General features: G+C 67.7%; 11 protein-coding genes and 1 pseudogene. 6 read left to right on the forward strand and 6 right to left on the reverse strand.

From position 1 onward, the window contains the following. The first annotated feature begins 110 nt into the window (after positions 1-110). Entirely contained in the window at positions 111-1,286 is a 1,176-nt protein-coding gene (locus tag MFF30_RS20640) for a glycosyltransferase family 2 protein (protein ID WP_238281747.1), read from the forward strand. 6 nt (positions 1,287-1,292) lie between these two features. On the opposite strand, the gene MFF30_RS20645 is transcribed toward MFF30_RS20640, so the two are convergent. The 4 genes from MFF30_RS20645 to ilvD all read right to left on the reverse strand — a co-directional run bounded on the left by MFF30_RS20645 (position 1,293) and on the right by ilvD (position 6,398). Then, on the reverse strand, positions 1,293-2,093 hold the full coding sequence (locus MFF30_RS20645; protein ID WP_238281749.1) for a class I SAM-dependent methyltransferase: 801 nt from the start codon (positions 2,091-2,093) through the stop codon (positions 1,293-1,295). After that, positions 2,090-3,283 (reverse strand): DegT/DnrJ/EryC1/StrS family aminotransferase, encoded by a 1,194-nt coding sequence (locus MFF30_RS20650; protein ID WP_238281752.1) that lies wholly within the window; start codon positions 3,281-3,283, stop codon positions 2,090-2,092. Before MFF30_RS20650 ends, MFF30_RS20645 begins: the two co-directional genes overlap by 4 nt. Positions 3,284-3,778: 495 nt before the next feature. Then, positions 3,779-4,681 (reverse strand): tetratricopeptide repeat protein, encoded by a 903-nt coding sequence (locus MFF30_RS20655; protein ID WP_238281754.1) that lies wholly within the window; start codon positions 4,679-4,681, stop codon positions 3,779-3,781. Next, entirely contained in the window at positions 4,668-6,398 is a 1,731-nt protein-coding gene (gene ilvD / locus MFF30_RS20660) for a dihydroxy-acid dehydratase (RefSeq protein ID WP_238281756.1), read from the reverse strand. Before ilvD ends, MFF30_RS20655 begins: the two co-directional genes overlap by 14 nt. A gap of 414 nt (positions 6,399-6,812) precedes the next feature. Here ilvD and MFF30_RS20665 point away from each other — a divergent pair, with 414 nt between their 5' ends. Together MFF30_RS20665 and poxB are read left to right on the forward strand one after the other, a co-directional pair. Then, a complete protein-coding gene (locus tag MFF30_RS20665) occupies positions 6,813-7,169 on the forward strand; it encodes a hypothetical protein (RefSeq protein WP_238281758.1) in 357 nt (118 codons plus the stop codon). Between the two features lie 127 nt (positions 7,170-7,296). Then, a complete protein-coding gene (poxB, locus tag MFF30_RS20670) occupies positions 7,297-9,057 on the forward strand; it encodes a ubiquinone-dependent pyruvate dehydrogenase (protein WP_238281760.1) in 1,761 nt (586 codons plus the stop codon). Positions 9,058-9,084: 27 nt separating this feature from the next. On the opposite strand, the gene MFF30_RS20675 is transcribed toward poxB, so the two are convergent. Beyond that, positions 9,085-9,789, reverse strand: coding sequence for a GntR family transcriptional regulator (locus tag MFF30_RS20675; protein WP_238281769.1), 705 nt, complete (start codon positions 9,787-9,789; stop codon positions 9,085-9,087). Positions 9,790-9,948: 159 nt separating this feature from the next. Here MFF30_RS20675 and MFF30_RS20680 point away from each other — a divergent pair, with 159 nt between their 5' ends. Beyond that, positions 9,949-10,878: a ribokinase gene (locus MFF30_RS20680; protein WP_238281763.1), complete on the forward strand. Its 930-nt coding sequence runs from the start codon at positions 9,949-9,951 to the stop codon at positions 10,876-10,878. A gap of 46 nt (positions 10,879-10,924) precedes the next feature. On the opposite strand, the gene MFF30_RS20685 is transcribed toward MFF30_RS20680, so the two are convergent. Next, a complete protein-coding gene (locus MFF30_RS20685) occupies positions 10,925-12,001 on the reverse strand; it encodes a helix-turn-helix transcriptional regulator (RefSeq protein ID WP_238281765.1) in 1,077 nt (358 codons plus the stop codon). Positions 12,002-12,357: 356 nt separating this feature from the next. On the opposite strand from MFF30_RS20685, the gene MFF30_RS20690 reads away from it, so the two are divergent. Beyond that, positions 12,358-12,576 carry a hypothetical protein gene (locus MFF30_RS20690; RefSeq protein WP_238281767.1) on the forward strand — a complete coding sequence of 73 codons (219 nt, stop codon included), beginning with the start codon at positions 12,358-12,360 and terminating at the stop codon, positions 12,574-12,576. Between the two features lie 16 nt (positions 12,577-12,592). After that, positions 12,593-12,892 (forward strand): annotated as a pseudogene (locus tag MFF30_RS20695) (permease); the annotation flags it as partial.

The raw sequence follows: 12,892 nt of genomic DNA on the forward strand, positions 1-12,892 counted from the left end.
GGCTTCGATGGAAGCGGGCGGTGTATCCGTTCTTGACCCCGATTGCCCGGCTCATGAACGGTCCTCTATACGCCTGATCACGAATCGGAGATTTCTGGAGTTTCGAGTCAATGGCCATTCATCTCTACTGTATGTGTTTGAATGAAGAGGCTATGATTCCTTACTTTCTCGCTCATTATCTCCCGATCGTGGACAAAATTTATGTTTTCGACAATGGCTCGACGGATAAAAGCCTCCGATTGCTGAGTGGCGATGACAGAATCGTCGTTGCCGATGTCAAGACTCAAGGTGGCTCCTTCATGGACACCTACAACGCACTGATGAATTCGGCCTGGACCCGCTCGCGGGGCGAGGCCGAGTGGATCGTCACCGCTGAGATGGACGAACATCTCCACCATCCCGACCTGCGCGGCTACCTCGCGCGCTCGCGTTATGTCGGCGTCACCTTCATCACGGCGCTCGGCTACAACATGATCGCCGAGGCGTTTCCCACCGATCCGCGTCCACTGTGGCAGCACGTCGTGCGCGGCGCCCGGGAAACGGCCTACGACAAGCCGGCCATCTTCGATCCCCGGGCGGTGGTGGAGATCAACTATTACAACGGTCGGCATGCGGCCGCGCCGACGGGGCACATCGTCCACGAGCCGCAGCGGCAGGTGAAACTGCTGCACTACAAGAGCCTCGGACTGGATTACGTCTGCGCCCGAAACGAATCCCTGGCCGGCGGCCTGCAATCCGAAGATATCGAAGCGCGACACGGGGCGCATTACCTACGCAACCGCGCGCAGACGGAGGCCGATCTCAGGGCCATCCGGGCCTATGCCCGCCGGGTGCCGGGGCTCCATGCCTCGGACGAGACCGACGGCGAGCTGAGTTTTCCGGAGGAGATGGGCGTTATCGCCGCCTCGCAGCTGTTCGATGCGGGTTACTACGCGGAGAAGAACCCGGATGTCGCGACCTCCACACTCGATCCGCTGACGCATTACTGCGCGTTCGGCTGGCAGGAGGCCCGCCGTCCCAATCCTTTGTTCGATTCGGCTTGGTACCTGACGACCTATGCCGGCGAAATCCCCAAGGGCGTGAACCCGCTCTTCGATTACATCCGCGTCGGAGAGAAGCGCGGGCGCTTTCCCTGCGTCGATTTCGATCCGGAGTTATACCGGCTCGAGAAGGGGCTATCGCCGGGTGTCAGCCCCCTGCACCATGCCCTCGCCGGGTCGATGAGCGACACCCCCAGTGCGTCGCACCGCTCGCGCCTGCGCGGGGTCTGGGATCGGCTGACCTGACGGGTATCAGCCCTTCGGCCTGTAGCCCCAGGCCAGGAGGTGCTTGCCCGCGTTCGCGAGGGCCGGGAAGGTTTGCAGACGCCGCTCGGTGGCCAGGAAGGCCGCTTCGTCGGCGCGGATCGCCTCTTCGCACGGGCCGCGCCCCAGGGCGCTCACCGAGATGAGGATGCCGCAGGCATCGATGTGGACGAGGCCGGCGCGGTTCAGGACGCCGCGGATCTGATCTGCATCGAAAAGGTGAAGGCCGGAGCGGCGGCCCGCATAGGTGAAGACGCCGCGCTGTTCCTCGAGGCGCAGCACCGCCTCGTCGGGCCGGTCGAGGCGGAGCAGCTCGAAGGTCAGGGCGATGCTGGAATCCACCATCACGCAGACGAGGCCCCCGGGTCTGACCCATTCGACGAACCGCCGCATCATCGCGTCGGGATCGGGCGCGTATTGTAGCGATCCCATCGCCAGCACGGCCCCGGCCCGGCCCGGCTCGATTTCCGCCGCCTCCATGGTCTGCGGCAGCAGGGTGAAACTGGCCCGGCCCGTGAGCTTGGCCTTCAGCACCTCTTGCATCGCCCCTGAGGGTTCGATCCCCGTGACGCTATGGCCGAGGGACAGGAGACGCTCCACGGTGCGGCCCGTCCCGCAGCCGACATCCACGATGCCATCGGGCTCGGGCGGCAATAGCGCGGCGACGCGTTCCCAGCCCAGCTGCTCGTAGATCCGTCGCAGGGGTTCCGAGTCGAAGCGCCGGTCGTAATCCGCCGCGAAAGCATCGTAGAGCGCCACCGTTTCCGGAGCGTTCGGCGTGGTGCTCACAGGCAGGCTTCCTTGATCAGGTTCGCGACGCGACGGACATCCTGCAGCGCTAGCCCCTCGTGCAGGGGCAGGGAGACGATCCGCGCGCTGACATCGGCGGTGATCGGCAGATCGCCCCGAAGGCAGGTTTCCCGGAAATAGGGTTGGTCACCCAGATGCGGTGCGTAATACGTCCCGAGTTCGATGCCCGCCTGCGCGGCACGGCGGAGCACCGCGGCACGTCCGCCAGGCACCGAGCGCGGCAACAGGGCCGGCAGGAAGACATGCGCCTGGGATACGGCGTGACACTCCTGGAACGCCAGTTCGGGCAGCAGCGCGCGATAGGCCTGCGCGAGCGTCTCGCGATGAAGCAGGATCTCCGGCATCGCCTCGATCCGGGCCAGGCCCATGGCGGCCGTCACCTCGTTCATCTTGGCATTGAGGCCAGGCATGATCGCCGAGCGTGCGCCGTCGAAACCAAAATTGGCCATGGCGCGCAGACCCTCGATGCAATCCAGGTCGGCCGAGTAGACGAACCCGCCCTCGAGGGTGGCGAAGGGCTTGGTCGCGTGCATCGAGAACACGCTCGGTGCGCGCCAGCCCGTGCCCACGCTCAGCCCGTCCATGTCTCGCGTACCCACCGCCGCCGCCGCATCGACGACGATGGCGGCTCCGATCGAGGCCGCCAGACGCTCGTAGTGCGGGCGATCGATGGGGCATCCGAAGGTGGTACAAGGAACGATCACCGCGATGGCTTCGCCGTAGCGCTCAACCAGGGCGCGCTCCGCCTCCGGGCAGGCGATCCAGGATTTCGGGTCGATATCGCAGAGGAGCGGCGTCAGCCCACACCAAAGGGCCGCGTGCGCCGTGGCCGCGAAGGTGAAGGCCGGCATGAGCGCGTAGGCCGGCGCGTGCCGCGCCGCCGGCATCCGCGACGCATCGATGGACTGGCGGATCGCCAGTATCAGGCCAAGGGTGGCGTTGCACACAGTGACGCAGGCACCGTTTCCCCCGAACAGGTCTTGGACCAATGCCTGCTCGAGCCGCGTGTTCACGGGCCCATAGTTGCTGAAGCGCCCGGAGGCTTCGATCGCCTCGAGGTCCTGCGTCATCGTGCTCAGGCGTGGCGGATTGGGTTGAATAAGCCGGATCGGCGATGCCGGATGTACCGGTAAATCCGCAGGAGAATCCGGCAACGAATCAGTGAACACAGGACCAGAAATTGAGTCGGCTCCCGAATACCGTATCCGACGCGACTGGACCTGTGCGAGGAAACAGATGGCGACGCGCAGCGAGGCGTGTTGATTTGCCTATCCGTACAGAGGCGGAGCTTTACATGCCAGGGCCCGGCGACCGGTATCCCTTGCTTGTGATCGGAGAGGCAGTTCACTGAAAAATGCCTCTACACATTAAAAGTAATGGTACATCAAGTTATAGAGGATTTCACGCAGAAGCGCTTTAAGGCGTGCAACATTTCAGAATTACTAATCAAGTATTGTGCCGGAAATAAAAATTTGCAGACGCGAATTTATCGCACGCAATCTGAGCTGTTTGGTCGTTCTGCGTGCGCTCGCATCCTCGTGCGCGTCGAAGGACGATGCCGCTTTCAGCCGATTGCCGTGGACAGGAGGCGCAGGGGCGAAGCCTCGCCGTCAGGACGAGAGGGTTTAAGCCACGCGACCGGCGCGATCGCCACCGCGGGCGCGTCAGCGGCGCCGGCGTGCGGAGCCGGTGACCTGGGTCGTGGCCTGCGAGGCCTGCGCCATCGCGGCGGCGCGGTCGTCCTCGTTCGCGGCCGCCCAGGCCTTGTCGAACAGGGCGATGATCCACTCGTCCTTGCGACCCTGTGCGGCCTCCCGGGCGAGGGACAGCCACATCAGGCCACGGGCCCGCTGAGCCGGTACGCCCTGTCCGTTGACCAGCATCTGGCCAAGCAAAGCCTGGGCGGGGGCATGGCCCTTCTCGGCGGCGAGGTTGAACCAGCGTGCGGCCTGACGCGCGTCGGTGTCGACGCCGGTGCCGTCGAGGTAGAGCCGGCCGAGGTTGTACTGCGCGTTCGGATCCCCGAAATACGAGGCTGCGTAGTTGAACATGTCGTAGGCGCGCTCGGGATTCGGGCGCACGTAGGTGCCCTTGATCCCGTCGAGGAAATAGGTGCCCAAAGCCGTGAAGGCGCTGGCCACCACGCCCGAGTTCTGGGCGTCCGGCCCGTCGTCCGTGGTGTCGTCGGCGATGCGCGAGAAGAACTCGAAAGCCTTGAGGTCGTCGTGCGGAACGCCGTCGCCCTCGGCATACATGCGGCCGAGCTTCCACAGCGCCAGGGCATGACCCTGGTCGGCCGCGTATTCGAGGGCGCGGGCGGCGCCTTCCTTGTCGCCCGCATTGTAGTCGCGCACGCCCATCCGCAAGGCCTCGCGGGCATTGCGGTAGCTGCCGCTGGGCACCGGAGTCCGGGCGGTGGCATCGAGGGCCGCCGCCGGCAGGGTACCCATCAGCATCACGAGCCCGGCCGCCGCAGCGAGCCGCCGGCCCAGGCGCGCCAGCGGCCGATCCCGGGCGGCCCGCGCCGGCCGCATGGCGCGGCCGTGGGCTGTCCTAGATGTCCGCATAGGTGTGCGTCTCCTCGGCGCCGCCCGGATGGGTCACCGCGCCGTTCACCGCCGGACCGACGGTCTGCTGATACTTCCAGAGGTAGCCGGAGGTCGCCGAATTGGTGCGCGGGCTCCAGGCGGCGCGGCGCGCGGCGAATTCCTCGTCCGAGACCGCCACGTCGAGGGTGCCCTTGATCGCGTCGAGGGTGATGACGTCGCCGTCCCGGATCAAGCCGATCGGGCCGCCGACCGCCGCCTCGGGCCCGACATGGCCGACGCAGAAGCCGCGGGTGGCGCCCGAGAAGCGCCCGTCGGTGATCAGCGCGACCTTGTCGCCCATGCCCTGGCCATAGAGCGCCGCCGTGGTGGAGAGCATCTCGCGCATCCCCGGGCCGCCCTTCGGGCCCTCGTAGCGGATGACCAGAACCTCGCCTTCCTTGTAGGTGCGCTTCTGCACCGCCTCGAAGCAGGCCTCCTCACCGTCGAACACCCGGGCCGGGCCGGTGAAAACCTGCTTCTCCTCCGACATGCCCGCGACCTTCACGATGGCGCCCTCGGGGGCGAGATTGCCACGCAGGCCGACGACGCCGCCGGTGGGGGTCAAGGGCGTGGCGGCGGAGCGAACGACGTCCTGGTCCGGGTTCCAGTGCACCCGCTCCATGTTTTCCGCCATGGTGCGGCCGGTGACCGTCATGCAGTCGCCGTGCATGAAGCCGTGGTCGAGCAGCGTCTTCATCAGGAGCGGGATGCCGCCGACCTCGAACATGTCCTTGGCGACGTAGCGTCCGCCCGGCTTCAGGTCCGCGATGTAGGGGGTGCGCTTGAAGATCTGGGCGACATCGAACAGGTCGAACTTGATGCCGCATTCATGGGCGATCGCCGGCAGGTGCAAGGCCGCGTTGGTGGAGCCACCGGAGGCCGCGACGGCGGCCGCCGCGTTCTCCAGGCTCTTGCGGGTGACGATGTCGCGCGGGCGGATGTTCTTGGCGATGAGCTCCATCACCTTTTCGCCCGCCGTCATGCAGAACTTGTCGCGGATCTCGTAGGGGGCCGGGGCGCCGGCCGAGTAGGGCAGCGCGAGGCCCATGGCCTCGGAGACGGTGGCCATGGTGTTCGCGGTGAACTGCGCGCCGCAAGCCCCGGCCGACGGGCAGGCGACCTGCTCCAACTCGTCGAGATCGTCGAGGCTCATGTCACCCACGGCGACCTTGCCCACCGCCTCGAACAGGTCCTGCACGGTGACCGGCCGGCCGCGGAACGAGCCGGGCAGGATCGAGCCGCCGTAGATGAAGATCGACGGCACGTTGAGGCGCACCATGGCCATCATCATGCCGGGCAGGGACTTGTCGCAGCCGGCTAGTCCCACGAGGGCGTCGTAGGCGTGGCCGCGCATGGTCAGCTCGACGGAATCGGCGATGACCTCGCGCGAGGGCAGCGAGGCGCGCATGCCGGCGTGGCCCATGGCGATGCCGTCGGTGACCGTGATGGTGCAGAACTCGCGCGGAGTCCCATTGGCGGCCGAGACGCCCTTCTTCACCGCCTGCGCCTGACGCATCAGCGAGATGTTGCAGGGGGCGGCCTCGTTCCAGCAGGAGGCGACGCCCACCAGCGGCTGGTGGATCTGCTCGCGCGTCAGGCCCATGGCATAGAGATACGAGCGGTGGGGCGCGCGCTCGGGCCCCTCCGTGACATGGCGGCTCGGAAGCTTCGACTTGTCGGTTTTACGCGCGTCCATCGTCTATCTCGCCGCCCCGGCCTGATACGCTTCGGTTGACTTCAGGGCGACCGAGGGCACGGGACGGCGCGTGCCCCGTGGGGCTTGCGCGCGACTCCCGGGAGCCGAACCTCGGAAAGCGTCTGAACTCTGCGGTAAATCGTTGGGGGGACTATCGTTTACCGCGCTTCCTGAGGTGGTCCCGGTTTATGGCGGGATCGCGGCGGAGGCTGGGGGCTCCCAAGGCAAAGTCTGGATGCTTTCGGGGTGTTGCGACCCCGCCACAGCCACGCTTCGCGCCAAGGCCGGCCCATCGCTCCGTGCCGCGTGCGCGGGCGAACCACGGAGCGGCCCTACGTGATCGGACGCAGGAATTTGTCGAACCAAACCTGTACATGCGATGTTCCAACGCATCGAACACGGAGAACACGGGACATGAAGCTGCTCGGTGGAATGGTGGTGGTCGGCCTCGCCCTGTTGGGGCCGGCCCTCGCCCAGCCCTACGGCGACCGCGATTACGGCTCCCGCGACCGGGGTTCCCGCTACGACGGGCGCGACGACGGCTATCGCGAGCGCGGCTCCCGCTACGACGACCGCGACGACCGCCGCCGGGCCTCGGACGACGACGGTCGCGGGCGCCGCGATCGTGGACGGGAATACGGATTCGACGAGCGTGAGTATCTGCGCTGCAATCCCGATGTCCGCCGCGCGGTCGAGAATGGCCAGATGCCCTCGGCCGCCGTCCACTACCGGAAGTTCGGGCGCAACGAAGGTCGACGCCTCAGCTGCTGAGGGGCAAGACCCGGGAGCGCCCGCGCGGCGTGCGCCCCGCTTGGCAGATTTGCGCCGGGGACACGGCCCCGGTGGAACTCCCCGCGACGGTGAAGGTTCGGCTCGTGACAACCGGAGCCCGTGCCCCATGAAGATCGTCACCGTCGCGGACCTCATCGTCGACACCCTCGACCAGGCCGGCATCCAGCGCATCTACGGCATCGTCGGCGACAGCCTGAACGGCCTCACCGAGTCACTTCGAGCGCGCGGCACCATCGATTGGGTGCATGTCCGGCACGAGGAGGTGGCGGCCTTCGCGGCGGGGGCCGACAGCCAGCTCTCCGGGAAGCTCGCGGTTTGCGCCGGCTCCTGCGGTCCCGGCCACGTCCACCTCATCAACGGTCTCTACGATTGTCACCGCACCCGCACCCCGGTGCTGGCCATCGCGGCCCACATTCCCACCGCCGAGATCGGCTCGGGCTACTTCCAGGAGACGCATCCGGGGGAGCTGTTCCGCGAGTGCAGCCATTATTGCGAGATGGTGGGCGACGCCTCGCAACTGCCGCAGGTGCTCGAGAACGCGATGCGGGCGGCGATCGGCCTCTCCGGCGTCGCCGTGGTGATCATCCCCGGCGACGTCGCCCTGATGGATGCGCCGTCCCGCGGCGTGGCGCCCAATGCCGGGCTGATCCCGCCCAGGCCGGTCGTGCGCCCCACCGAGACCGACCTGAACGCGCTGGCCGACCTCCTCAACGGGTCGGAGCGGATCACCCTGCTGTGCGGGCGCGGCTGCGCCGGGGCCCATGCCGAGCTGCTTCAGCTCGCCGAGGCTCTGAAGAGCCCGATCGTCCACGCGCTCGGCGGCAAGGATGTGGTCGAGTACGACAACCCCTACGACGTCGGCATGACGGGGCTGATCGGGTTCTCCTCAGGCTACGCCGCGATGATGTCCTGCGACACGCTGCTGATGCTCGGCACCGATTTTCCCTATCGGCAGTTCTACCCGCAGGACGCGAAGGTCGCTCAGGTCGACATCCGCCCCGGCCAGCTCGGGCGCCGGTGCAAGCTCGATCTCGGCCTCGTCGGCCACGTGGACGACACCCTCCGGGCGCTGTTGCCGAAGCTCACCGTTAAGCGCGAGCGTAAGCACCTCGACGCCGCCTTGAAGCACTACGCCAAGGCGCGGGAGGACCTCGACGACCTCGCGACCGGCGCGCCGGCGAAGGGCTGGTTCGGTCTCAAATCGGCCAAGCAGCCGATTCACCCGCAATACCTGACGAAGCTCGTCAGCGAGGCGGCCACCGATGACGCGGTGTTCACGGCCGATGTCGGCACCCCGACGATCTGGGCGGCCCGCTACCTCAAGATGAATGGCCGGCGCCGACTCATCGGCTCCTGGGTCCATGGCTCGATGGCCAACGCCATGGCGCAAGGCATCGGGGCGCAATCGGCCTATCCCGACCGGCAGGTCGTCTCGCTGTCCGGCGACGGCGGTTTCGCCATGCTGATGGGCGACCTTCTCACCCTGCGGCAGCACAAGCTGCCCCTCAAGATCGTGGTCTACAACAACGGCACCCTCGGCTTCGTCGAGTTGGAGATGAAGGCCGCCGGCTACATCGAGACGGGCGTGTCCCTCGACAACCCGGACTTTGCCGCCATGGCGCGCGGCGCCGGGATCCACGCCGTCCGGGTCGAGGATCCGGCCGAGCTGGAGGCGGGCGTGCGCGAGGTGATGGCCCATCCGGGGCCGGCCCTCCTCGACTGCGTGGTCGCCCGGCAGGAACTCTCGATGCCTCCGAAGATCGACGGCAAGCAGGTGAAGGGCTTCAGCCTCTACGTGCTGCGCGCCGTGATGAGCGGGCGCGGGGATTCCGTGCTCGACTTGGCCAAGACCAATCTTCTGCGGTGATGGCGTGACCCGGGTGGGCCCGTCGACCTACCGGGTCAGATCGACCCGGTAGCGATAGGCATCGCCCCGGAACAGGCCCTCGACATACTCGACCATGACGGCGTCCCGATTATAGCTGTGCCGCTTGATCAGAAGGCAGGGCAGCGGCTTCTCGAACGCGAAGATCTCGCATTCCGCCGCTGTCGGCATGGTCGCCTCCACCGTCTGCTCGCAGCGCACGAGGCGGCCGGTCTCGTGCTGGGCCAGGAAAGCGTAGACCGAACCCGAAAGGTCGGCGCCTTCGAGGGCGGGCACGGCCCGGATATTGTACCACGCGACCTCCCGCGACATCGGCACGCCGTCGCCGGAGCGAACCCGCGTCAGCTTCAGGAACGGGGCTGTGGACGGCAGGCCGAAGATCGAAGCGATCGAGCGGTCCTCCGCAACCGCGCGCTCCAGGATTCGCGAGGATGGCACCTTACCGAGTTCCCGCATCTCCTCGGTGAAGCCCTTGAGGCGGTCCATGCCGGGCCGCACCGGCTCCGGACGGCGACGCACGAGGAAGCCGGAGCGACCACGCGGCAGGAGAAGCTCGTCCTCGCTCAGTTCCGCATAGGCGCGCTGGACCGTGACGCGGCTGACGCCGAGACTGTCGGCCAGCTGTCGTTCCGCTGGCAGGATGACGCCCGGCGGCAGGGAGCCCGACAGAATCAGGTCGCGAAGTTGTCCCTCGATCTGGCGATAGAGGGGCATCGCGGTATCGTCCCGAAGCCGCAGGAGGGACAGCACCGAGGGGCGATCGCTGGCGGTGAGATTCGGCTCGACATCGCCTTGTCCCGTCCGATTTTTCCGGCGCACGTTTCATCGACCTTCTGTACGAGACATTCATAGCGGATCAGGCCGGGGTGCTCCATGCGAGTCTTCGTCATAGGCAGTTTCGTGATCGCCTGTTCGGTGAAGGTCGCACGGTTGCCGCAGGCCGGGGAGTCCCTCGGAGGTTCCGCCTTCCTCGCGGAGCCGGGTGGGAAGGGTTTCAACCTCGCGCTGGCCGCGCACCGCCTCGGCCTCGACGTGGACGGGATCTTCTCCGTCGGCGAGGATGTCTTCTCTCCCGTGGTCCGGTCGACCTTCGCGCGGGTCGGATTCTCCACCGACATGCTCGTGCCCCATGCGGGCTCGACGGGGGCCGGCGTCGCCTTCATCGATCCGACCGGCGAGAACTGCCTCGCGGTCTGCCTTGGCGCCAACCTCGCCCTGACGGCGGAGGACGTCTTGGACTTCGCTCCGCGCCTGCAGGGCTCGGATCTCGTCGCCGCGACCTTCGAATCCCCGGATGCGCCCATCCGGGAGGCCTTCGCCCTGTCGCGGGCTCGGGGCATCCGCACCCTTCTCAACCCCTCTCCCGTTCGCGCCCTCGACCCCGCGATTCTGGCCGACACGACGATCCTCGTCCTGAACGCCGTCGAGGCGGCCGAACTCGGCCTTGGTCATCCGGACCGCATCGCAGAGGCACGCAGCGCGACGCCCGCCATCGCGGCCCTGTTGGACGGTGGCCTCGAATTGCTCGTCGTGACGCTGGGCGTCCGGGGTGCGGTCGCGTTCCGCCCGGGCTCGCCGCCCCTCCGGCAACCGGCCTTCGCGGTCGCGGCCGTGGATACCGTGGGTGCGGGCGACGCCTTCGCGGCCGGCCTCATCGCAGGCCTGCTCGACGGGAGGCCGCTGGAGAGCGTTCTCACACAGGCGGCCGCCTGCGGTGCGCTGGCTACCTGCCGGTTCGGGGCCTTGGATGCGTTCCCGAGCGCGCGTGCCCTTGAGGCCTTCCTGGAAGAGCCCCCGGCCTGACCGCGGCTCCTTCCTCTGCCGGGCTCTCGCCTGCGCCCGGCGAATCTCAGCAATGCGTCGGCTGCCCGCTGAAGATCGAGAGCGAGGCGATAATGCTGAGTAGCTCCGCCTGCCGCTTGGTGCCGGTCTTGTGGAAGATCGACGTGAGCTGGGTGCGCACCGTGCTGGTCTGCACGCCGGCGCTTGCGGCGTAGGATTGCAGGCGCAAGCCCCCGGCCAGGGCCTTGAGCAGGCGCGCCTCGGCCGGGGTCAGGTCGAACAGGAGGTGCAGGAGGGCGTCATCCGGAGCCGCCCGCGCGCCCACCTGCACCAGGACGAGGAGAACGGCGGATTCGTCGAAGACGTCGTCGGCGTGCCGGTCGAAGCGGAGGATATGGGCGATGTGCGTGCGGTGGCCCGCATAGGTGCGCACCGGCATGGTCTGCGCGAGGCTGCGGCCCTGGACGACATTGCCGATCGCATCCTGCAGAAGTTTGCCGTTGGTCAGACTCTTGAACACGACGCCGCCGTTGTGACCGCTGGGTAGGACCTCGTCCCGTTCCTGGAGGCGGGCGTTCATCGTCAGCGCGCGCCCGGACGCCGACAGGATCGCGGCCGGGAGACCGATCCGGTTCAGCGCCGATGCGGTGACGCGCGCGCGCTCGGAGCCGAACTGGGCGCTGAGCTGGCAGGCGCGGACGAGGTGGGGCCGCAACGCGTTCAAGCGCGGCAGGAGACCGGCGTCGTGCGGTCCCGCATCCGCATGGCGCTCGACCGTGACGATCGCGACCTCGCCGCTGGGCAGTGGGATCGTCGTGCCCACCTGCCAGGATCGCGCCTCGGCCTGGCAGCGCCCTGCGTCGAGGAAGGCCGGCATCAGATCCACATCGCGCACGAAACCCGCTTCGGCATGCGCGCGCCACTGTGCCAGGCGCTCGTTGCCGCGCCACGACGTCACCGTGTGCTGCCGTATCCGGTTCTGGAGGGTCGGAGAGACGATCCAGCGGGGCCGTCCGACCGGGGGAAGCACCGTGAGCACGCCGCCATCCGACTTCGCCGTGTCCGCGAGGCACTGGAGGACGTCGGGCCAGAGTTCCGGCGTGCCGGCAGCCTCGTAGATCCGATCGATGAGAGCTTCGTGCACGGACCGCCCCAAGCTGAACTGGCTGATCGTAGTCAGTCCAATACCAGTCCAAAATCGACAGAGGCATCCTCCAAACGGGGGATGTGCATAGCGGGCCCGATGCGCGTGGGGCCTTGCCGGTGCTTGCGCGACGCCACCTCGGTGCGAAATGCGATGAAGGCGGGGACATCCCGGGCCTGGATCGCAAAGTAGGAACTCATTGAAACGGCCGTGCTTTTCGGCCGGCGCCCGCGCCGGTTCGTCCGGATCGCTCCCGGCCTCGGCCGCCCAAGACCGCGATGACGTCACCGTCCGCCGGACGAGGGATGCCGGTTTCCGGGCCGTCCCTACACTGTCCTCAATTGGAGGAACCCGCCATGAGACTGCTGATTGCCTGCTCGATCGTCGCTGTCTGCTGCACCGCTGCACCGGCTGACGAGTTGAACGATATGCCCGACATCGCCTGCGCGCAGGCCTCGTCGGCCCTGGAGCGGGCGCAGATCGGTTGCTCGGACGCGAACCTCGCATCGGTGGACCCACGGGCGGGCGGGTCTTCGCGCGCGCGCTCCGAGGATGACGGCGCCAAGGCCAACTAGGCGCGTTCGTCGCGCCATGAGCGTCATCACAACGGCCCTGCTCGCCGGCGCGAGCCTCGGCCTGTCCATCGCCGCGCCGATCGGCCCGACCAGCCTGCTCTGCGTCCAGCGTACCCTGGCGGGCGGCCTCCCGACCGGCCTCGGGGTCGCCACCGTGCACCTCACCTATGGGACCCTGGTGGCGGGGTGGGGGACCGACCTGGCCAGGGCCTGGTCGAACGTGGCCGTGCTGTCCTTGGTCTCGGGGGCGGTGCTGCTCGCCCTCGCCATCCGGGTCCTGCGCAGCGTCACGGTCCTGCGCCAAGAAGGCGGGCGC

This window comes from Methylobacterium goesingense (assembly GCF_022179225.1).
Taxonomy (GTDB): domain Bacteria; phylum Pseudomonadota; class Alphaproteobacteria; order Rhizobiales; family Beijerinckiaceae; genus Methylobacterium; species Methylobacterium goesingense.

What these genes read in the sequence shown, in the direction of transcription:
- MFF30_RS20690 (WP_238281767.1), top strand. Translation starts at nt 12,358, where the DNA reads ATGAGACTGCTGATTGCCTGCTCGATCGTCGCTGTCTGCTGCACCGCT.
- MFF30_RS20675 (WP_238281769.1), bottom strand. Translation starts at nt 9,789, where the DNA reads ATGCCCCTCTATCGCCAGATCGAGGGACAACTTCGCGACCTGATTCTG.
- ilvD (WP_238281756.1), bottom strand. Translation starts at nt 6,398, where the DNA reads ATGGACGCGCGTAAAACCGACAAGTCGAAGCTTCCGAGCCGCCATGTC.
- poxB (WP_238281760.1), top strand. Translation starts at nt 7,297, where the DNA reads ATGAAGATCGTCACCGTCGCGGACCTCATCGTCGACACCCTCGACCAG.
- MFF30_RS20655 (WP_238281754.1), bottom strand. Translation starts at nt 4,681, where the DNA reads ATGCGGACATCTAGGACAGCCCACGGCCGCGCCATGCGGCCGGCGCGG.
- MFF30_RS20665 (WP_238281758.1), top strand. Translation starts at nt 6,813, where the DNA reads ATGAAGCTGCTCGGTGGAATGGTGGTGGTCGGCCTCGCCCTGTTGGGG.
- MFF30_RS20640 (WP_238281747.1), top strand. Translation starts at nt 111, where the DNA reads ATGGCCATTCATCTCTACTGTATGTGTTTGAATGAAGAGGCTATGATT.
- MFF30_RS20680 (WP_238281763.1), top strand. Translation starts at nt 9,949, where the DNA reads ATGCGAGTCTTCGTCATAGGCAGTTTCGTGATCGCCTGTTCGGTGAAG.